Annotated in this window: 15 protein-coding genes; 7 read left to right on the forward strand and 8 right to left on the reverse strand. The window is 68.4% G+C overall.

Annotation, left to right across the window (positions count from 1 at the left end; genetic code table 11):
- From VNS22_RS07425 to VNS22_RS07435, 3 genes are all read right to left on the reverse strand, one after another.
- Window positions 1-897: ABC transporter substrate-binding protein (locus tag VNS22_RS07425; RefSeq protein ID WP_325731125.1), on the reverse strand; the 897-nt coding region annotated here is incomplete at its 3' end.
- Between the two features lie 55 nt (window positions 898-952).
- The gene (locus VNS22_RS07430) at window positions 953-1,885 is read right to left on the reverse strand and encodes an ABC transporter permease (RefSeq protein WP_325731127.1); all 933 of its coding nucleotides are present in this window, start codon (window positions 1,883-1,885) and stop codon (window positions 953-955) included.
- Window positions 1,882-2,787: an ABC transporter permease gene (locus VNS22_RS07435; RefSeq protein ID WP_325731129.1), complete on the reverse strand. Its 906-nt coding sequence runs from the start codon at window positions 2,785-2,787 to the stop codon at window positions 1,882-1,884. The genes VNS22_RS07430 and VNS22_RS07435 overlap by 4 nt, the downstream gene beginning before the upstream one ends.
- A gap of 197 nt (window positions 2,788-2,984) precedes the next feature.
- Here VNS22_RS07435 and VNS22_RS07440 point away from each other — a divergent pair, with 197 nt between their 5' ends.
- The 4 genes from VNS22_RS07440 to VNS22_RS07455 are packed head-to-tail and all read left to right on the forward strand — an operon-like array spanning window position 2,985 to window position 7,621.
- On the forward strand, window positions 2,985-3,932 hold the full coding sequence (locus VNS22_RS07440) for an ABC transporter ATP-binding protein (protein WP_349261739.1): 948 nt from the start codon (window positions 2,985-2,987) through the stop codon (window positions 3,930-3,932).
- Between the two features lie 17 nt (window positions 3,933-3,949).
- Window positions 3,950-4,690: an ABC transporter permease gene (locus VNS22_RS07445; RefSeq protein ID WP_325731133.1), complete on the forward strand. Its 741-nt coding sequence runs from the start codon at window positions 3,950-3,952 to the stop codon at window positions 4,688-4,690.
- A 4-nt stretch (window positions 4,691-4,694) separates the two neighbouring features.
- On the forward strand, window positions 4,695-6,563 hold the full coding sequence (locus tag VNS22_RS07450; RefSeq protein ID WP_325731135.1) for a GldG family protein: 1,869 nt from the start codon (window positions 4,695-4,697) through the stop codon (window positions 6,561-6,563).
- Between the two features lie 14 nt (window positions 6,564-6,577).
- Window positions 6,578-7,621 carry a DUF4340 domain-containing protein gene (locus tag VNS22_RS07455; protein ID WP_325731137.1) on the forward strand — a complete coding sequence of 348 codons (1,044 nt, stop codon included), beginning with the start codon at window positions 6,578-6,580 and terminating at the stop codon, window positions 7,619-7,621.
- A gap of 15 nt (window positions 7,622-7,636) precedes the next feature.
- On the opposite strand, the gene cysI is transcribed toward VNS22_RS07455, so the two are convergent.
- Genes cysI through VNS22_RS07470 form a run of 3 tightly spaced genes read right to left on the reverse strand, consistent with a single transcriptional unit; the run spans window position 7,637 to window position 11,797 of the window.
- A complete protein-coding gene (gene cysI / locus VNS22_RS07460; protein ID WP_414653334.1) occupies window positions 7,637-9,373 on the reverse strand; it encodes an assimilatory sulfite reductase (NADPH) hemoprotein subunit in 1,737 nt (578 codons plus the stop codon).
- A complete protein-coding gene (locus VNS22_RS07465) occupies window positions 9,369-11,162 on the reverse strand; it encodes a diflavin oxidoreductase (RefSeq protein ID WP_325731141.1) in 1,794 nt (597 codons plus the stop codon). Before VNS22_RS07465 ends, cysI begins: the two co-directional genes overlap by 5 nt.
- 8 nt (window positions 11,163-11,170) lie before the next feature.
- On the reverse strand, window positions 11,171-11,797 hold the full coding sequence (locus VNS22_RS07470; RefSeq protein WP_325731143.1) for a precorrin-2 dehydrogenase/sirohydrochlorin ferrochelatase family protein: 627 nt from the start codon (window positions 11,795-11,797) through the stop codon (window positions 11,171-11,173).
- A 177-nt stretch (window positions 11,798-11,974) separates the two neighbouring features.
- On the opposite strand from VNS22_RS07470, the gene glpK reads away from it, so the two are divergent.
- A complete protein-coding gene (gene glpK, locus VNS22_RS07475; protein ID WP_325731145.1) occupies window positions 11,975-13,477 on the forward strand; it encodes a glycerol kinase GlpK in 1,503 nt (500 codons plus the stop codon).
- 37 nt (window positions 13,478-13,514) lie between these two features.
- Here glpK and VNS22_RS07480 read toward each other — a convergent pair whose 3' ends face one another.
- Together VNS22_RS07480 and VNS22_RS07485 are read right to left on the reverse strand one after the other, a co-directional pair.
- On the reverse strand, window positions 13,515-16,595 hold the full coding sequence (locus VNS22_RS07480; RefSeq protein ID WP_325731147.1) for a patatin-like phospholipase family protein: 3,081 nt from the start codon (window positions 16,593-16,595) through the stop codon (window positions 13,515-13,517).
- A gap of 274 nt (window positions 16,596-16,869) precedes the next feature.
- Entirely contained in the window at window positions 16,870-17,400 is a 531-nt protein-coding gene (locus VNS22_RS07485) for a hypothetical protein (RefSeq protein WP_325731149.1), read from the reverse strand.
- Between the two features lie 223 nt (window positions 17,401-17,623).
- Between VNS22_RS07485 and VNS22_RS07490 the strand changes: the two genes are divergently transcribed.
- The gene (locus VNS22_RS07490) at window positions 17,624-18,640 is read left to right on the forward strand and encodes a sugar ABC transporter substrate-binding protein (protein ID WP_325731151.1); all 1,017 of its coding nucleotides are present in this window, start codon (window positions 17,624-17,626) and stop codon (window positions 18,638-18,640) included.
- Between the two features lie 72 nt (window positions 18,641-18,712).
- Window positions 18,713-19,485: ABC transporter permease (locus VNS22_RS07495; protein WP_325731152.1), on the forward strand; the 773-nt coding region annotated here is incomplete at its 3' end.

Consider the following 19,485-nt stretch of genomic DNA (forward strand, 5'->3'; position numbering starts at 1 on the left):
ATAGGCAGCCGGATCGAGATAGCCCACGCCCTCCGCCGGGCTGCCGATCAGCTTGGCGACCTCGCCCATCATCCGCTTCTGGTGCGCCTCGGTCTGCGCGCCGGTCGCGTCGTTCTCCAGCACGATCTCCGCCGCCTCGTCGGGGTGCTCGGCTGCGTAGGACCAGCCCTGCATCGAGGCCTTCACGAACCGGGCGAGCTTGTCGACCATCGCCGGGTCCTCGAGATTCTTCTCCACCGTGTAGAGACCATCTTCGAGGGTCGCCACGCCCTGGTCCTCGTACTGGAACACGGTCAGTTCTTCCGGCTTGATGCCGGCGTCGAGCACTTGACCATATTCGTTATAGGTCATGGTCGAGATGCAGTCGGCCTGCCGCTGCAGGAGCGGGTCGACGTTGAAGCCCTGCTTGACCACCGTCACCCCGTCCGGCCCGCCATTGGTGGGGATGCCGAGCGTCGCCATCCAGGACAGGAACGGGTACTCGTTGCCGTAGAACCAGACGCCGAGCGTGCGGCCCTTGAAGTCGGTCTTGGGGTCGACGATGCCGCTGTCCTTGCGGCAGGTCAGCATCATGCCGGACTTCTGGAACACCTGGGCGATGTTGACGAGCGGCACGCCTTTCTCGCGGGATGCCAGGGCGGCCGGCATCCATTCCACGATCACGTCGGCACCGCCGCCGGCGATCACCTGGGGCGGGGCGATGTCCGGGCCGCCCGGCTTGATCTCCACGTCCAGGCCGACCTCTTCGTAGAAGCCCTTGTCCTTGGCGACATAGTAGCCGGCGAACTGCGCCTGGGTGACCCACTTGAGCTGCAGGGTCAGCTGGTCGGCGGCATCCGCCGCCGTTGTCAGGGTGAGACCGGTCGCGGCCGTCAGTGCCAGTGCCAATGTCCTCATCGAGCCAACTCTCCCCCACCTGTCCGGCAAATCATGCGCCCGGACGGACTGCGCTTCAGCGACGTCGACGATAGGAGGGATGCCAGAAGGTGACCATCCGCTCGATCAGGGCCAGCAGGCCGTAGCTGAGCGAGCCGGCCAGTGCGGCCACGGCAATGGTCGCCCAGACCAGGTCGAGGTTCATCCGGCCGACCTCGGTGGAGATCCTAAAGCCCATGCCCACGATCGGCGTGCCGAAGAACTCGGCGACCAGGGCGCCGATCAGCGCCAGGGTCGCGTTGATCTTCAGTGCATTGAAGATGAACGGCATCGCCGCCGGCAGGCGCAGCGCCAGGAGGGTCTGCCAGTAGCTGGCGGCATAGGAGTGCATCAGGTCGCGCTCGATGGCGCTGGTCTGGGCCAGGCCCGCGATGGTGTTCACCAGCATCGGGAAGAAGGTCATGATCACCACGACCGCGGCCTTGGACTGCCAGTCGAACCCGAACCACATCACCATGATCGGCGCCACGCCGATGATCGGCAGCGCGGAGACCAGGTTGCCGATCGGCAGCAGGCCGCGCTGGAGGAAGGGCGAGCGGTCGATCAGCAGGGCCACCACGAAGCCCGCCCCGCAGCCCATCACCCAGCCCGGCACCACCGCGCGCACGAAGGTCTGCACGAAGTCGGCGCGCAGGAGCCCCAGCGAGTTCGCGATGGTCCGGCCGATCGCCGATGGTGCCGGCAGGAGGACCCGCGGCACGTCGAAGCCGGCCACCACCACCTCCCACAGGAACAGGAGCCAGGCGCCGAACAGGACCGGGACGATCCGGGCAGTGACGGGTTCGGCCGAGAGCCGGTCCAGGGCGAGCCAGGCAACCGCCACCAGCACCAGGACCAGCAGCCAGAAACCTGGACCGACCGGGCCGCCATGGACCAGGCGCAGCGCCCACCAGCAGCCCAGCAGGAGCAGGGCGGCCAGGCCCAGGCTCGTAGCCAGTTGGCGGCTCACGTCTGCGCCCCCATCGCCCGGAGGGTGAGCCGCTCGGCGAGATTGATCAGCGCGATCAGGGCACCCGCCAGCACCGAGCCCATCACCAGGGCCGCCCAGATCTGGACGGTCTGGCCATAATAGGAGCCGCTGAGCAGCCGGGCGCCGATCCCGGCCTGCGCGCCGGTCGGCATCTCGCCGACGATGGCCCCCACCAGGCTGATGGCGATCGCCACCTTGAGCGAGGCGAACAGGTACGGCACGGCGGCCGGCCAGCGCAGCTTCCAGAAGACCTGCGTCTGGGTCGCGTTCCAGGTATGCATCAGCTCGGTGGCCAGCACATCCGGCGAGCGCAGCCCCTTCACCATCCCGATCGTGATCGGGAAGAAGCACAGATACATTGAGATCAGGGCCTTGGGCAGGAGCCCGGTGAGCCCCACCGAGCCCATCACCACCACGACCATCGGGGCGATCGCCAGGATCGGGATGGTCTGGCTGGTGATCACCCAGGGCATGAGCGAGGTCTCGAGCGTGCGGACATGGACGATCCCCACGGCCAGCAGGATGCCCAGCAGCGTGCCCAGCACGAAGCCCAAGAGGGTGGCCGAGAGGGTGATCCAGCCATGGTAGACCAGCGAGCGCTTGGAGGTGACTGCGGTCTGGAACACCGTCTTGTTCAGTTCCGTCATGACCTGATGGGGTGCCGGCAGGACCGGGCGGTCCATCGACCAGCTGTCGGCTGCCAGCTGCTGCCAGGTCCAAGGCTGATCGCCATAGCGGTCGATCACCTGCGGCGCGTTCAGCCAGATGGCGCCCAGGTACCAGACGAGCAGGATCGCGAGCGTGACCACGGCCACCGGCAGCGCCCGTCCGCTGCCTGGGGTGGCGATGCCGCCGCGCTGGGCGATGCTGGCTGCTGCCATCGATGGTCCTCGAACGGGCGGTGACGATTCACCCTCCGGAAGGGTTATAAACCGGCCGTGTTCCTGGCAAGTCACGGTCACAGCCATGCGGGGTGCGGCCGCATGAATGGCGGTTGATGCTTGCGCAGCGCGCGCCGGACGTTCAACTGCATCGGGACGAGCGGCACAGCGGGGTTGCCGGCGGGGGTCAGGAGAACATGGAGCAGGCGGTCCGCCTCGATCAGCTGTCACGACGGTTCGGCCGGTTTACCGCGGTGGACCGGATGAGCTTCGGGGTCCGGCAGGGCGAGGTCGTGGGCTTTCTGGGGCCCAACGGTGCCGGCAAGTCGACCACTATGCGGATGCTGGCGGGTTTCCTGACGCCCACGTCCGGCCATGCCTGGATCATGGGTCATGACGTCGAGGCCAGGCCGCTCGAGGCGCGCCGGGCGATCGGCTACCTGCCGGAGGGCGCCCCCCTTTATGGCGACATGACGCCTTTGGCGCTGCTCCGCTTCGTCGCCTCCATGCGTGGGATGGGCACTGCCGAGACGCGTGAGAACATCGCGACCGCGATCGAGCGTACCGATCTGGCCGAGGTCGCCTACAAGCCGATCGAGACCCTCTCCAAGGGCTTCAAGCGGCGGGTGGGCCTGGCCGCGGCCATCCTGCACGACCCGCCGGTCCTGATCCTGGACGAGCCGACCGACGGCCTGGACCCCAACCAGAAGCACGAGGTCCGCGCGCTGATCGCCGACATGGCCGCCGACAAGGCGATCATCGTCTCGACGCACATCCTGGAGGAGGTCACGGCCATCTGCACCCGGGCGATCGTGATCGCGCGCGGCAAGCTGATCGCGGACGCCACGCCCGCCCAGTTCCAGGCCTATTCGGAGTGGCACGACGCGGTGGCCCTGCGCCTTCTGCCCCAGCAGATCGAGACCGCGGTCGAGGCGCTCTCGGACATCCCCAGCATCTACGAGGTCAAGCGGATGAACCATGCCGCGGACGGCCACGATCTCCTGGTGGTGCCGATCCAGGGCGAGCGGATCGCGTCCACCGTGGCCGACCGGCTGCTCGAGGCGGGTGTCGAGATCCAGGACTTCCGGGTCGAGACCGGGCGGCTGGACGACGTGTTCCGCAAGCTCACCACCACGCAGCACTGACGGATCCAGAGACGACGATGCGCGCACGTCAGACCGCGACCGTGTTCGCCCGCGAGCTGGCGAGCTATTTCGCTACGCCAGTGGCCTATGTCCTGATCATCATCTTCCTGGCCGCGTCCAGCGCCTTCACCTTCTATGTCGGCGGCTTCTTCCAGCGTGGCCAGGCCGATCTGGCCTCGTTCTTCATGTTCCATCCCTGGCTCTATCTGTTCCTGGTGCCGGCCGTGGCGATGCGGCTGTGGGCCGAGGAGCGGCGTGCCGGCACGATCGAGCTGATCACGACCCTGCCGGTCGGCAGCTTCCCCCTGGTGCTGGGCAAGTTTCTGGCGGCCTGGGCGTTCTGCGGCATCGCCCTGTTGCTGACCTTCCCGATCTGGGTGACCGTCAACTGGCTGGGCAGCCCGGACAACGGCGTGATCGCCATGGGCTATCTCGGCAGCTGGCTGGTGGCGGGCTGCTTTCTGGCACTGGGCTCGTGCATGTCGGCGCTGACCAGGAACCAGGTGGTCGCCTTCGTGCTGGGCGCGGCCTTGTGCTTTTTGTTCCTGATGAGCGGCGTCGACCTGGTGCTGGCGGCGTTCCGCAGCTGGGCGCCGGGCTTCCTGGTCGACCTGGTCGCCTCGTTCAGCCTGATCACCCACTTCACCGCGCTGAGCAAGGGCACGCTGCCGCTCACCACCGCCATCTTCATCCTGACCCTGATCGGCACCGCGCTGTTCGTGAACAAGCTCCTGGTCGACCTGAAGAAGGCTGGCTGACGACATGCATCTCGACCGACGGATCCTGTCGATCCTGGGCATCCCGCTGGCCCTGATCGCCTTCCTGGCGTTCAACGTGTTCTCCGGCATCGCCCTGCGCGGGCCCGCGCTCGACCTCACCGAGAACCGGCAGTTCACCCTGTCGGACGGCACCCGCGCCATGCTGGCGGACATCCAGGAGCCGGTGCGGCTGCGCTTCTATTTGTCCTCGTCGCTGCGCGAGACCAATCCGTACTTCTGGAGCTATGCGCAGCAGGCGCGCGACATGCTCGACTCTTTCCGGGAGGCATCGGGCGGCCGGGTCGAGGTTCAGGTGATCGACCCGCAGCCCTTCTCCGAAGAGGAGGACCGGGCGGTGGGTGCCGGGCTGCAGCCGATCCTGGGGCCCGACCAGAGCACCGCGTTTTTGGGGATTGCCGGCGCCAACACCACCGACGACACCGACGTGATCGCCATGCTCAGCCCCGAGCGTGAGCGCTTTTTGGAGTACGACCTGACCCGGCTGGTCTTCGATCTGTCCCGGCCGACCAAGCCGATGCTCGGCATCATCACCGGCCTGCCGCTCGAAGGCAGCATGCAGGACAGCCAGGTCCCCTGGCAGATCCTGACGCAGCTTCGCCAGTTCTACGACGTGCGGATGCTGAGCGGCGAGGAGTACCAGATCGACCCGGACATCCAGGTCCTGATGCTGGTCCAGCCGGACGACCTGCCCGAGCAGAATCTCTACGCCATCGACCAGTTCGTGATGCGCGGCGGCCATCTGCTGGCCTTCGTCGATCCCTATTCCGAGGCGGCCCAGGCGGCAGCCCAGGTGCCGGGCGACTTCGCGGCGAAGATCGACGGGCTCCTGGCCTCCTGGGGGGTGGAGCTCGTGCCGGACCGGATCGCCGGAGACCCGGATGCAGCTCGCCAGGTGGCGCTGCCACAGGAAGGCGGACGCCAGCAGGTGCTGCCCTACCTGCCCTGGCTGTCGCTCGACGGGAGCCATGTCGACCCGGGCGAGCCGGCCGTCGCCAACCTCGAAGTCATCAACCTGATGTCGCCCGGCGTGCTGCGGCCGGTCGAGGGGGCCACCACCAGCTTCACCCCGCTCCTCCAGACCGGGCCGGAAGCCGGCCTGCTGGATGCCGCCCCGATTCGCGCCTATCCGGACCCGATCGCCGTGCTGCGCGCGTTCCAGCCAGGCAGCGAGCCGCTGACCCTGGCGGCACGGGTCACCGGGCCGGCCAAGAGCGCCTATCCGACCCCGCCCGCCAGCGACGATCCGGCCGTACCCCCGGCCTCTGCCCATCTCGCCGAGGCGCAGGCGCCGCTCAACGTGGTGGTGGTGGCCGATGCCGACCTCCTGGAAGACCAGGCTTGGCTGGCCGCCCAGCCGGGCCAGGGGCAGCCACTGCCCATCGCCTCCAACGCCGACCTGGTCCTGAACCTGCTCGACACGCTGGCCGGCTCCGACGCGCTGCTGTCCTTGCGCGGCCGCGACATCACGCTTCGGCCGTTCACCCGGATCCAGGAACTGCAGCGCACGGCCGAGGCAGCCTACCGGGTCAAGGAGGAGGAGCTGACCGCCAGCCTGGAGGAGGTCCAGGCCAAGCTGCAGGACCTGGGCGGGATCGGCGAGGACCAGCAGGGCATGGTGCTGACCGAGGTGCAGCGCCAGGAGGTCCAGGGCTTCCGTGCCCGGATGCTCGACCTGCGCGCCGAGCTGCGCGCCGTGCAACTCGCCCTGAACCAGGAGATCGACCGGCTGGAAGGCCGGCTCACCCTGATCAACATCCTGGCCGTGCCGCTGGCCGTCGCGGTGATCGCGGTCCTGGTGGCGCTCTGGCGGCGGATGCGCACGCGCAAGCGCTTCCGCCCGGCCCAGGGCTGAGGAGGAACGAGCCCATGCAGCCACGCAATTTCGTGATCCTGGCGGCGATTGCCGGCATCTCGGTCGGGCTCGCCACGGCAGCGCTGGTCGTCAGCGATGCGCCGCTCACCTCGACCAGCCTGAACCGGCCGCTCGTGCCGGACCTGGCGACCAGGATCAACGACGTGGTCCGGATCGAGATCAGCGGGCCGGATGGGCAGACCACGCTGGAGAGCCACGAGGGCCGGGGCTGGACGGTGGCCGAGAAGCGGGGTTTTGCCGCCGACCAGCGCGCCGTGGTCACCCTCCTGCGCAAGCTGGGCGAATTGCGCATCGTCGAGGCCAAGACCGCGCTGCCCGAGCGGCTGGCCCGCCTCGAGCTGGAGGATCCGGCCAGCGAGAGCGCCCGCTCGCACCGGGTCGTGCTGCAGGAGGCCGGGGGGCAGCCGGTCGCGGATCTGGTGGTCGGCAAGCGGGCCTTCGGCGTGTTCGGGCCCGGCCGGGCCGGTACCTATGTTCGCCTGGCCGAGGAGAGCCAAGCGTGGCTGTCCGATGGCGACCTCACCGCTCTCAGTGATCCGGACGAGTGGATCGAAAGCGACATCGTCGATCTGGACGCCGACCGGGTGAAGCTGGTCTCGCTGGAACCACAGGACGGCGTGCTGGTCACCACCAGCCGGACGAACTCCGATGATGCGGACTTCGACTTGGCGGGCGTGCCGGCTGGGCGGGTGGCCGACCAGGCCAAGCTCACCGAGCTGTCGCAGCTGTTCACCCAGCTCACCCTGATGGACGTCCGGCCGGTCGCGGAGATCGCCTTCTACGAAGCGCCGCAGCGGGTCCGCGTCGAGACGTTCGACGGGCTGACCCTGGTGTTCACCTGGCTCAGCCAGCCGGATGCGAGCTGGCTGCGTGTGGACACGGTGGCTGCTGCCGACACCGCTTCCCAGGAGGTGAAGGACGAGGCTGCCAGGATCGCTGCCCATACCAGCGGCTGGGCGTTCCAGGTGGGCGGCTACGTCACCGAGCAGCTGGGCCAGAAGCTGGACGACCTGCTGGAAGATCACGACCAGAGCTGAGAGCGGCGCGCCGCCTCAGGCGGCGACGGCGTCGTCCACCCCGGCCGGCAGGTCGTCATGGAAGTGGCGGCCCGCGGTCGTCGGCGCGATGACGCCCTGGCGGATCACGAAGTCACCAAAGCGCTCGCCCTCGTTTCGCTCCGCCGCATAGCGCTTCAATAGCGGCGACAGCTCCGCCACGATCCGGTCGTGCTGGACATCGCGACGATAGAGCTTGTTCAGCCGCGTGCCGTCGAAGGCGCCGCCCAGATAGAGGTTGTAGGTGCCGGGCCCGCGGCCGACCAGGCCGATCTCCGCCAGGTAGGGGCGCGCGCAGCCGTTCGGGCAGCCGGTCATGCGGATGGTGATCGAATCCTCCGCCAGGCCCGCCTCGCGCACCGTCTCGTCCAGGGCGGTCACCAGGTCCGGCAGGTAGCGCTCCGCCTCGGCCAGCGACAGGCCACAGGTCGGCAGCGCCACGCAGGCCATGGCCCCCCGGCGCAGCGCCGTTTCCTGGCCGACCAGCCCGTACTCGGCCAGCATCTGCTCGATCAGCAGCCGCTTTTCCGGCGCGATCCTCGCGATCACCAGGTTCTGGTTGGCGGTGAGCCGGAACTCGCCGTCATGGACCTTGGCGATCTCGCGCAGGGCGGTGAGCAGCTTCTTCTCGTCGGTATCCTTGATCCGCCCGTTCTCGATGAACAGGGTGAAGTGCCAGAAGCCTTCATGGTCCTGCACCCAGCCATAGCGGTCGCCATTGTCGTCGAACCGGAACGGCCTGGGTGCGCCCAGCCTGAAGCCACAGCGCTTCTCGACCTCCGCCCGAAAGGCGTCGAGGCCATGCCGTTCGATCGTGTATTTCAGCCGCGCGTTCTTGCGGTCCGACCGGTTGCCCCAGTCGCGCTGCACCGTGACCACATGCTCTGCCACCTTCAGCACCTGGTCGGGCTTGCAGAAGCCCATCACGTCGGCGGCGCGCGGGAAGGTGGCGGGCTCGCCATGGGTCATGCCCATGCCGCCGCCCACCGTCACGTTCCAGCCGGCGATTGTGCCCTTCTTGTCCAGGATCGCGATGAAGCCCAGGTCCTGGGCGAACACGTCGACATCGTTGTCCGGCGGCACCGCCACCACGATCTTGAACTTCCGTGGCAGGTAGGTCCTGCCCAGGATCGGCTCGTCCTCGGCCTCGCCGCCAGCCACCTTCTCGCCGTCCAGCCAGATCTCGTGCCAAGCCCGCGTCTTCGGCAGGAGATGCTCGCTGAGCTGGCGTGCCAGCTCGTAGGCGGTCGCGTGCGTCGTCGAGACGTGCGGGTTGGAGCTGGCCAGCACGTTGCGGTTGACGTCGCCGCAGGCCGCGATCGTGTCGACCAGCGCCCGGTCCAGCGCCTGCATGGTGCGCTTCAGGTTGGTCTTGATCACGCCATGGAACTGGAAGGTCTGGCGCGTGGTCAGCCGCAGCGAGTGGTTGGCATAGGTGGTCGCGATCTCGTCCATCGCCAGCCACTGCGCCGGCGTGCACACCCCGCCCGGCAGCCGGACCCGGATCATGAAGCTGTAGGCCGGCTCCAGGAACTTCTTGCGCCGCTCCGGGCGCAGGTCGCGGTCGTCCTGCTGGTAGAAGCCGTGGAACTTGGTGAGCTGGGTGTCGTCCTCGGCGAGCTGGCCGGTGATCGTCTCGGTCAGCCCCTCCGCGATGGTCCCGCGCAGGCCCCGGCTATTGGCCTTGATGGTCTCGTTCTTCGAGAGCGTGCTCATCTGCTTTGGCTTCTCAATAGACGTCGCGCTGGATCCGGCCGGCCCTGGTGGCGTCCTGCAGCCAGGCCTTGGCCTTGTCGTCGGTGAGCCCGCCCACCTCGATGGCGATGCGGTTCAGGGTCTGGTCGACATCCTTGGCCATTCGGGTGGCATCGCCGCACACGTAGAGATGCGCGCCGTCCTGCAGCCAGGCCCACAGGTCCTGGCGCTGCTGCCACATCCGGTCCTGGACGTAGATCTTCTCCGGCTGGTCGCGCGAGAAGGCCAGGTCGATCCGGTTCAGCACCCCGTCCGCCTTCAGGTCCTGCAGCTCGGTCTGGTAGTAGAAATCGTGGGTGAAGTTGCGCTCGCCGAAGAACAGCCAGTTCTGCCCGGGTGCGCCGGTCTCGCGGCGGTGCTGCAGGAACGCCCGGAACGGCGCGATTCCGGTGCCGGGTCCCACCATCACCACCCTGGTTGAGGGATCGGCCGGCAGGCGGAAGTGGCGGTTGGGCTTCAGGAACACGCCGAGCTTCTGGTTGCGACCGAGCCGGTCGGCCAGGAAGGACGAGGCCACGCCGTTGCGCTGATGGCCGTGGCTCTGCCAGCGCACCACCGAGACCAGCAGATGGGCCGCATCCGGATGCGCCGACGGCGCGCTGGCGATCGAGTAGGAGCGCGCCGGCAGGGGGCGGAGCAGCTGGAGCAACTCGTCCCTGCCGACCGTGGCGCCGAAGGTTTCGAACAGGTCGATCAGCTGCCGGTCGGCGACGAAGCCGCGCCAGCGATCGCCGGCCAGCATCTCGCCGAGCTCCGTGTGCGGGTGCAGCCGGTTCCAGGCTTCCAGCGTCGCCCTGGACAGGGTGGTCACGTCCTTGGCGCGGGTCAGCTCGCGCGCCAGCGCATCGTCGCCGCCGAGACCTACCTGCTTCAGGATCTGCTCGACCAGGCGCGGGTCGTTCTCCGGCAGGATGGCAAGGCTGTCGCCCGGCTCGTACACCATCCCTGAGTCCGCGAGGTCCAGCTCCACGTGAATCGTCTCGCGGGACGAGCGCGACGAGGTGACCGTGACGCGCTCGCTCATGGGCGCAAAGAATGGGTGCTTCGCACTCCATTCCTGCTCCTCGGCCCGCGCGAACCGGTCGAGATGGATGATCTCGGCGCTGGGCTCGTCGGTCTCGGCCGGCGTGAAGATCTTGATCGCCTGGGATGACCAGTCGCCCGCCGGCCCCTCGTAGTCGACATCGCAATCGACCCGGTCCAGCACGCGCACCGCACCCAGCTCGGCCAGCCGCTCATCCAGCCGGCGGCCGAACGCGCAGAACTCGGTATAGGCGGTGTCGCCCAGCGCCAGCACGGCGAAGCGGGTCCCCTTCAGCCTGGGCGCACCATCGGCGAAGAACTCTTGAGCGAATGGCACGGCCCGGGCCGGCGGATCGCCCTCGCCCCAGGTCGACGCGATCACCACCAGGTTCTCGATCCCGGCGAGCGCGGACGGCTCTATCTCGCCCATGTCCAGGATCTTCGGCTGGAAGCCTTGCTTGGCCGCGGCCTTGGCGAACTTCTGGGCGAACGCCTCGGTGTTGCCGCCCTCCGTCGCATACAGGATCGAGAGCGGGGTCTTGCGCTTGGGTGCCGCGGCCGGTGCCGCCTGGGCCGGTGAGATCTCCGTAGCGGTGGCCGCGGCATAGCCTGCCAGGAATCCGGCCAGCCAGGTGCGCTGCTCGGGGCTGGTCTCGGCGAGGCCGGCATTGAGCGCCTTGATCGCCGCATCCGAGAACGGGGCGGTCGGCGGCAGGATGGGCAGGGCGCGGGAGGAGCTGGCCATGGTCGTTCTCAGTGCGTGGAGCTGGGCGCGGGATTGGGCGTGGCGCTGGCGAGCTGGCCGGCTGCGGGAGCGCCATGCGGCGTGCGCTCTGCAGGTGCCAGCCAGCCATTGCCGTCGATCACCGCGTCGGTGAGGGTGGCCAGCTCATCGAGCGTGCGCGGCCGGCGTCGCCAGGCGGTCCGCTTGCGGGCGATGGCTTCCAGTCGCTCGGCCCATTCATCGCCGAGCTGCGATTCCAGCCAGCGCCGCAGCCGCATGGCGAGGCCGGGACTCTTGCCGGCGGTCGAGATCGAGACGAGCAGGTCGCCGCGCCGGACCAGGGCGGGGGTGTGGAAGTCGCAAAAAGGCGGGTGGTCCTCGATGTTGACCAGCACGCCCTCGGCCCGCGCGGCCACAGCGAGCGGCTCGGCCGTCGCAGGATCCAGCCCGCTGATCCAGACGATCCGGAACTGCGCCAGCTCCTCGGGCAGCGGCAGGCGCGCGATCCGGACCACATCCTCGACCCGGTCCTCGGTGAACACGGTCAGGTGCTCCGCCCCGCCCTGGCACAGCCACTCGGCCCGCCGCCGCATGCTCTCGCCCGCACCCACCAGGGCGATCGGGACGAGGCGCGGATCGATCACGATCGGAATCATCGGCTATGCCTTCGGACGGTCGACCGAAGGCTGCAATAGGCGGGCAGTGCCGTTAAATCGAGCTGATTATCATTCTACACAGTGTAAGAAAATCTAATTAACACATATTTTCTGTTTATTGTGATGACGAGGGAGGCGCGCTAGCGTCGGCCCGACAACCGGGGAGGGGGCACGAGGATGGCAGGCGAACTGCTGCTGGCGATCGACCAGGGGACCACCTCGACGCGCGCGATCCTGTTCGACCGGTTCGGCAGCGTCCAGGCGAGCGCCCAGCAGGAGCTGACCCAGCACTTCCCGTTCGACGGCCGGGTCGAGCACGACGGCAACGAGATCTGGCGCGACACGCTGGCGGTGTGCCGCGACGTGCTGACCAGGGTAGACGGGCGGCCGGTGGTGGCCATCGGCATCACCAACCAGCGCGAGACCACCCTGCTCTGGGAGCGCGCCACCGGTCGCCCGGTCCATCGTGCCATCGTCTGGCAGGACCGGCGCACGGCCCAGCTCTGCCGCGAGCTGGAGGCGGACGGGCTGGGCCCGCTGGTCAGCGAGCGCACCGGCCTGGTGATCGACCCCTATTTCTCCGGCACCAAGCTCGCCTGGCTGCTGGATCATGTGCCGGGTGCCCGCGCCATGGCCGAGCGGGGCGAGCTGGCGTTCGGCACGGTCGACAGCTGGCTGCTCTGGAACCTGACGGGCGGCGCGCTCCACGCCACCGACGCCACCAATGCCGCCCGCACCATGCTGTTCGACATCCGCCACCAGCGCTGGGACGACGAGCTGCTCGGCCGGCTGCGCATCCCCTATGCCCTCTTGCCCGAGGTCCGGGACAGTGCCGGGGACTTTGGCGAAACGAACCCGAGCCTGTTCGGCCGGGCGATCCCGATCCGCGGGGTAGCCGGCGACCAGCATGCCGCCACCTTCGGCCAGGCATGCTTCACGCCTGGCATGATGAAGAGCACCTACGGCACCGGCTGCTTCGCCGTGCTCAACACCGGCGCGGAGATGGTGACGTCGCGCAACCGCATGCTCACCACGCTCTGCTGGCGCCTGAACGGCCAGCCGACCTACGCCCTGGAAGGGGCGATCTTCGTGGCCGGTGCGGCCATCCAGTGGGTCCGCGACGGGCTGGGCGTGATCCGGACCGCAGCCGAGACCGACGCGCTGGCCCGCTCGCTCGACAACAATGCCGGCGTCTATCTGGTGCCGGCGTTCACCGGCCTGGGTGCTCCCTACTGGGACCCCGACGCCCGCGGCGCCATCTTCGGCCTGACCCGTGACACCAGCCACCGCCACATCGTCCGCGCCGCCTTGGAAGCCGTCGGCTACCAGACCGCGGACCTGCTCGCCGCCATGAAGGACGACGTGACCGCGGCCGGCGGCGTCGGCCTGCCGGCGGCGCTCCGGGTCGATGGCGGCATGGTCGCCAACGACTGGGTCTGCCAGTGGCTGGCCGACATCTGCGATGTCCCCGTCGAACGGCCCGAAGTGATCGAGACCACGGCACTCGGCGCCGCCTATCTCGCCGGCCTGGGGGCTGGCCTCTATGGCGGCCTCGACGATATCGGCAAGGCCTGGAGCTGCGAGCAGCGCTTCGCGCCGGGCATGGCTTCGGGTGAGCGCACGCGGCTCGTGGACGGCTGGAAGGACGCGGTCAGCCGGGTGCGAAGCAACCGCGCTTGACCGCGCGGCACGGCGAGCCTGCCGCCGCGTGCGGCCGTCACGGCGATGGTGCCGGGATGGGTCCCGAACCTGGCCCTGCCAGCAGCACTTCTAGCCCAGTTTGGCGACCGTCGAGCGCTCCCGGCGCCTCGCCGGCCGGTCCGCAGTGGCCCGCCGAGCTGGCCGCCGGCCCTGGCAGCAGGCGCGCCCGTGCCTGGAGGAATAGTGCCTCAAGCGTGACCGGCTGGTCCTGCCTGGCCGGGCGGAACTGGCTCATCAGGTGCTCGCCCAGGCGCCGGTAGCTCTCGAACTGTGATTCGCTGAACCACTGGTCCGAGGTCGGCTCGTGCGGGAACAGGGAGTTCGCTGCCGCATAGGCGCGCACGTCGACCGGCAGGTCCTCCAGATAGGTGGGCTTGAGATAGAGCAGCCAGCCGCACCGCTCCGGGTCGCCAGCCGCTTCCGGGTAGCTGATCCGCCCGAGAGCGAACGAGGTGGTACCGGCATCGGCCTTGCCCCTGGGGGCGATCCGGATCGGCAGGAACTCGATGTCCACGCCAAGGTCGATCTTGATCTTGCGCACCGCATTGCCGAGGTCGCCGAACCGGCAGTCCGGGTCGGCGGCCGCGTCCGAGAGGATGATGAAGCGGCAGCGCCGGCGGATCATCTCGTAGAGGCCGAGATTCTCGAAATGGCCGCCATCCGACAGGTAGACGAAGCGCCGCTTTGCCCCGGCACGGCCCAGCAGCTCATTCAGGAACGGCAGGATCGCGAAGCCCGGCGAGGCCTGCCGACAGATCCCGGCATCCTGGGGATGGGCCTGCGCATAGCCGGGGTTGGGCACCCACACGCCCAGCCGGACATTGAACAGGGTCATGAGGAAGGCCGTGGCCGGCGAGGAATGATAGCCCATGGCCGGGCTGACCGCGGCACCGGAGATGGTCATGGCCCCGCCCAGCGTGATGCCGGTCTTCTCGCCCGGATCGGTGGGAGGGAGCTGCCCAGGCTGGCTTCCGGCATAGCAGGCGCTCTCGACATAGGCGCCGCCGGCCTGACTGTCGCCGCTCGGCAGGCTGGCGCTGCCGCAGGCGAACGGGGTCAGGATGAACGAGGCGGCCTTGCGCTCCTGCCAGCCCAGCCGCGTATTGTTGTCGGTCAGGTTCATGGTGGCGTTGATCACGGGGAACAGGACGCGGCGCCCGGCCACCCGCGTGTCCAGCTGGTGGAGCTGGACATTGTCCTCCTCGTCGAAGCCGGTGGCGGCGTTGGGCAGCCGCTCGGCGCGGGCCGAACCCAGGAACGCGCGGATCAGGCGGTTGCGGTACATGCCGTGGAGGGAGAACTGGTTGACGTTGATCCGCCGCCCCGCCAGCCACAGCATCGGTGCCAGGACCGCCAGGATCACCAGGTGGCCCAGCAGCATCGGCTCGGACAAGGGCCCCAGCCAGCCCAGGCTCAGGCTCTTCCGCCAGATGAAGGGTGGCATCGTCTCCAGCCATCGCGCCACGCGGACGGCGGCCTTCAGCTCGAGATAGGCGAGGGTGAGGAACAGGGCGGCCAGGAACACGAAGGTCGTGACCGCCACCAGGATGTCGATCGTCAGCCAGCGCCGCATCCGGCCGTCCGTGACGGGCTTGAGCGAGGACAGCGTGCTCTTGCCGCCGAACACGCTGACGATCCCGGTGGCCAGCATGGTGACGCTGAAGCTGAACGGCCAGTCGGGTCCGGCCAGGATCCAGCGGGGCAGGGGCAGGCAGATCAGGGCGAAGACCGCCCACATCACCGCCGGCACCACCTTCATGGCGCTGATCCGTGCCAGCCATTCCCGATCGGCGTCCAGCAGGTCGACCTCGCTGGACAGGAGGCCGGAGGCCCGGCGGAAGCCCACGAACAAAGCGGAGCAGAGCAGGTAACCGAGCGTGATCCAGAACGGTGCCAGCGCTGCCACCAGCCGTTGGCCCAGTGCCGCCCGGTCGACGATGGCCTGGCCGTAGCAGTCCTGGATGGACTGCCCGGCCGGGCATGCCTGCCGCAGGCCGGCGGCATCGCCGAACATCTGCCAGCCGATCGGCACGCAGGCGGCGACGAAGGCGGCGGCGATCGCGGAGATCGCCGCCCATACCAGCAGGTTGCGCCGGAACAGGTCGCGCACCTGGCTGCTGCTGCGGATCATCGCGGCGAGATAGGCGCCGATCAGCACGAGCCAGAGCAGGGCGAACGGCAGGCTCATCGCCACCAGTGCCTGCTGCAGCGGCTGCGGGTACGACCAGAGGTCGCCGAACAGGAGCCCGCTGCCTCTCAGCTCGAAGGGTGCCGCGATCCCGGTCAGCCGCGGGGGGACGGGGACCTGGATGTCGTGGGCCAGCCAGACCGGCAGGAGCATGGCCGAGGCCAGGGCTGGCCAGACCACCCGCAGCTGGAGGTGGTTGCGGGCACTGGCCTGATCGTGGCCGAGCTGGCTGCGCCGGTGCGAGGGCAGCAACATGCAGATTTGGTAGGTCGCCAGGAACAGGAGCGCCAGCGCCGCCACCAGCGCGCCGGTGGTGGTGACCTCGTTGGCGCTGAGCACCAGCGAGAGGTAGAAATTGGTTGGGGTCGCCGCCATCACCAGGAAGGGCAGGAACACCGTCCAGTTCAGCAGCAGGTTGCGCGCGACGATGACGATAGCCGCCCAGCTGTCGATCGAGGACAGGCCGATGCGCGGGTTCAGGAAGTTGGAATGCTCGCGCAGCGCGGTGACCTGGCGGGCTTCCGGGGCAGTCCCTGCAAGCTCGGCTTCGACCTGGCAGACCGGGTCCCGGTCGCTGCCGCCGGCAGCACAGGCGTGCAGCCAGCGTTGCAGCCAGCTGCCGATATAGCCGCCGCCCGACACGGTCGAGAGATACTGGAAACGGGACAGGAGGTTCATCGCCGCCAGCGCCTGCAGCACGCCCAGCCCGAACGCTGCGCTGCGGATCCCGCCGCCGGACAGGCACAGGGCCGCCTGGTCCTTTGCCAGTGCTGCCCGGCCATATTCGTCGATCGAGGTGAACGGGCGGCCGCCCGGCCGTTCACCCGGCCAGAGCGCGTCGAACTCCTGCTGCAGGACGGCTCGCGTATCCAGGCAGGGGGACCGGGTGGCGCTGCGGTCGGTGGTCATGAGGCCGCTCCTGCCCGTCACAGCCGGGACAGGGCGGGCAGCGGGAGCCGGGCGACCAGCACCAAGGCCGCGACGATCGACAGGCGCATCGGAACCTCCACCGCAATAGCTGGCTGGCTATCGGCTGCCGAGGTCTCGTCAGGCTCTTGGAAGAACGATGATGCTATAGGCCGATCGACTTCATTCCTCAATCGAGATGGTGCTGGCGGCTGGTGATCTGCATCACGTCATGCGGCTGGATTCTTGGGCGCATCCAGCCGGAGTGCTGCCTCGATCACGCCTCCGGGCGCAGCTCGTGGACATGGACGTCGCGCCCGGCATGCTTTTGCAGCACCTCCAGCGCGACCTGCTCCCGGTCGGAGTCGGGCGTGCGGACCCAGAGCAGCACACGGCCCCGTTCCAGCTGCTCGTCGAGATGCTCCGCGTAGCGGGCGTCCATCAGCCCGGCCAGCGCCGTGCTGAGCAGCGTGCCGCCGGCAACCGCACCCACCACCAATGCTGCGAGCGGCCCCGTGGTCGCCACCACCGCACCGGCCCCCAGCAGCGTGGGCAGCACCCAGTAGGCATTGGCGAGCGTGCGCTCGTGCTCGGCCAGTTCCTTGGCCGGGATCACCTGCTCGCGCGGATCGGACGGATCGTCCTCGGCATCCTCGGCCTGCCGCGGGCTGTGGCCGAGCTTCTCCTCGATCGCCTCCTCGCTGCCCAGGATGCTCAGGTCCTCGTCGGCGAAGCCCCGCTCCTTCAATTCGGCGACAGCACCTTCCAGCGACACCGCATCGTCGAACACCGCCACCGCTTCGCGCATTCATCCTGCTCCACTCGCCGGGCGGCGCTCAGGGCATGGCGCCGCTCCTCTCCGCTCACCTATGGCGGATCGCGACGGCGGGCCAGTCTCCGCTTGGGGAACGCGAGCCGGATTGACGCGGATCGGGCACCTCCATACTGTCTGATGGCATGATAGGTGCCGACCGCCCGGCAACGACTAGGCGACCATGAGAGCACCGCTGGATCAGGGAAGGTCGAACGTCATGAAACTGGCGCGTCGTGAATTCACCATTGGCAGCCTGCTGGCCGCCGGCACTGCCGGCCTGCCGATCATGGTCAAGGCCCAGGAGGGCAAGACCGTCGCCCTCCTGTTCGACAGCCTGGTGTCGCCCTTCTGGGTGTCGGGCCTCGACATCATGAAGGAGAAGGGCAAGGCCAACGGTTGGGAGCTGCTTGAGAACATCTCGAACTTCGACGACAACAAGCAGTTCGAGCAGGTCAAGGCGATGATCGCCCGCAAGGTGGACGGGATCCTGATCATCCAGACCGACTCGAAAGCAGTCATTCCGGCCATCCGGGCGGCCAACGAGGCCAATATCCCGATGGTGCACTTCAACCGCCCGCCGGCCGAATCGGATGCCTATTCGGTGGCGATCCAGGCCGACAACCGCCAGATCACGCGCGATACCGTGCAGTTCATGGTGGACGAGGCCAAGCGCCGGGGCGGCCAGTACAAGGCCTGCATCCTGATCGGCGACCTGGGCGACGTGAACGCCATCCAGCGCCGCGACGGCTTCTTCGACATCGTCGACCAGCACCAGGACATGATCGAGGTGGTGGCCCGCGTCGCCACCGAGTGGAACGCCGACAAGGCGTTCGCTGGCCTGATGAACGCGCTCCAGGCCAACCCGGACATCAACTTCCTGTTCACCTCGTCGGACTTCATGCACCCGCAGATCCAGCAGGTGCTCGAGACCTTCGACATGTGGAAGAAGCGCGACGAGGAAGGCCACGTCATCTTCGGCGGCTTCGATGGCGACGATGGCGCCTACCAGCGCATCGTGGACGGCTACCTGGACGCCTGCGGCGTGCAGAACCTGTTCCTGGAGGTCGACATGGCCTTCCAGGCCTTCCAGGACATGTGGGCCGGCAAGAAGCCCGAGAAGCTCCTGATGGATCCTGGCTTCGTGATCACCCAGGAGAACAAGGACCAGGTCCGCGACGAGATGTGGGGCTACATCGTCTGGGAGAAGAACGGCGGCAAGCCGATCTCCGGCTGAGCTGTCACCAATCTGGCGGGCGGCCGGTGCCGCCCGCTCCGTTCCGATCACGCGCCCTTTGCTGGAATCGTCATGACCCCGGCGCAGACGACGAGGCTCGACCGACCTGCTCCGGCGCCGGGCCTGCCGCTCTGGCGGCGCCTGTTGCTGTCCGAGTATCTCGTCCTGTTCCTGACCGTCGTCTATGTCGCCGGCATGGCGATGATCGTGCCGGAGATCCTGACGGCCGACACCTGGCGGGACATACTGGCGGCGATGATCCCGCTGCTGATCGTGGCGATCGGGCAGATGTTCGTGCTGGTGGTGGCCGGCATCGACTTGTCCGCCACCTCGGTCCTGGCATTCTCCAGCGTGCTGGGTGCTGCCGTGATCACCATGGATGGCGGACCGCTGGTGGGCATGCCGGCCTTCCTGGTGGTGGCGGTCGGCATCCTCGCCTTCATGGCGGTGGGCGGCGCGGTTGGCGCCTTCAACGGGGCCTGCACCACGCGCTTCAACATGCCGCCCTTCATCGTGACGCTGACCACGATGATGTTCTTCTCCGGTGCCGCCATCTGGGTCACCACCCTGCTCACCGACGACGGCAGCTCGATCGGCTCGCTGCCGCGCGAGTTCGTGTTCATCGGCCAGGGGCGGGTGTTCGAGCTGCCCTTCTCCTTGCTGATCGCGCTGGCCGTGGGTCTGCTGGCCCATGTGGCGATCAGCCACTCCCTGTTCGGCCGCTGGCTGTTCGCGATCGGCATCAACCCGAACGCCGCCGCGGTCTCGGGCGTGCCGGTGCGCCGGACGATGTTCTGGGCCTATGTGATCTCCGGCGCCTGCGCCGGCTTGGCCGCGGTGATCTA

This window comes from Geminicoccus sp., assembly GCF_035556675.1.
Lineage (GTDB): Bacteria > Pseudomonadota > Alphaproteobacteria > Geminicoccales > Geminicoccaceae > Geminicoccus.

Excerpts from the sequence above, each read along its gene's own strand:
- VNS22_RS07435 (WP_325731129.1), bottom strand. The coding sequence starts at position 2,787 with ATGGCAGCAGCCAGCATCGCCCAGCGCGGCGGCATCGCCACCCCAGGC.
- VNS22_RS07440 (WP_349261739.1), top strand. The coding sequence starts at position 2,985 with ATGGAGCAGGCGGTCCGCCTCGATCAGCTGTCACGACGGTTCGGCCGG.
- VNS22_RS07445 (WP_325731133.1), top strand. The coding sequence starts at position 3,950 with ATGCGCGCACGTCAGACCGCGACCGTGTTCGCCCGCGAGCTGGCGAGC.
- VNS22_RS07450 (WP_325731135.1), top strand. The coding sequence starts at position 4,695 with ATGCATCTCGACCGACGGATCCTGTCGATCCTGGGCATCCCGCTGGCC.
- VNS22_RS07455 (WP_325731137.1), top strand. The coding sequence starts at position 6,578 with ATGCAGCCACGCAATTTCGTGATCCTGGCGGCGATTGCCGGCATCTCG.
- VNS22_RS07465 (WP_325731141.1), bottom strand. The coding sequence starts at position 11,162 with ATGGCCAGCTCCTCCCGCGCCCTGCCCATCCTGCCGCCGACCGCCCCG.
- VNS22_RS07470 (WP_325731143.1), bottom strand. The coding sequence starts at position 11,797 with ATGATTCCGATCGTGATCGATCCGCGCCTCGTCCCGATCGCCCTGGTG.
- glpK (WP_325731145.1), top strand. The coding sequence starts at position 11,975 with ATGGCAGGCGAACTGCTGCTGGCGATCGACCAGGGGACCACCTCGACG.
- VNS22_RS07480 (WP_325731147.1), bottom strand. The coding sequence starts at position 16,595 with ATGACCACCGACCGCAGCGCCACCCGGTCCCCCTGCCTGGATACGCGA.
- VNS22_RS07485 (WP_325731149.1), bottom strand. The coding sequence starts at position 17,400 with ATGCGCGAAGCGGTGGCGGTGTTCGACGATGCGGTGTCGCTGGAAGGT.
- VNS22_RS07490 (WP_325731151.1), top strand. The coding sequence starts at position 17,624 with ATGAAACTGGCGCGTCGTGAATTCACCATTGGCAGCCTGCTGGCCGCC.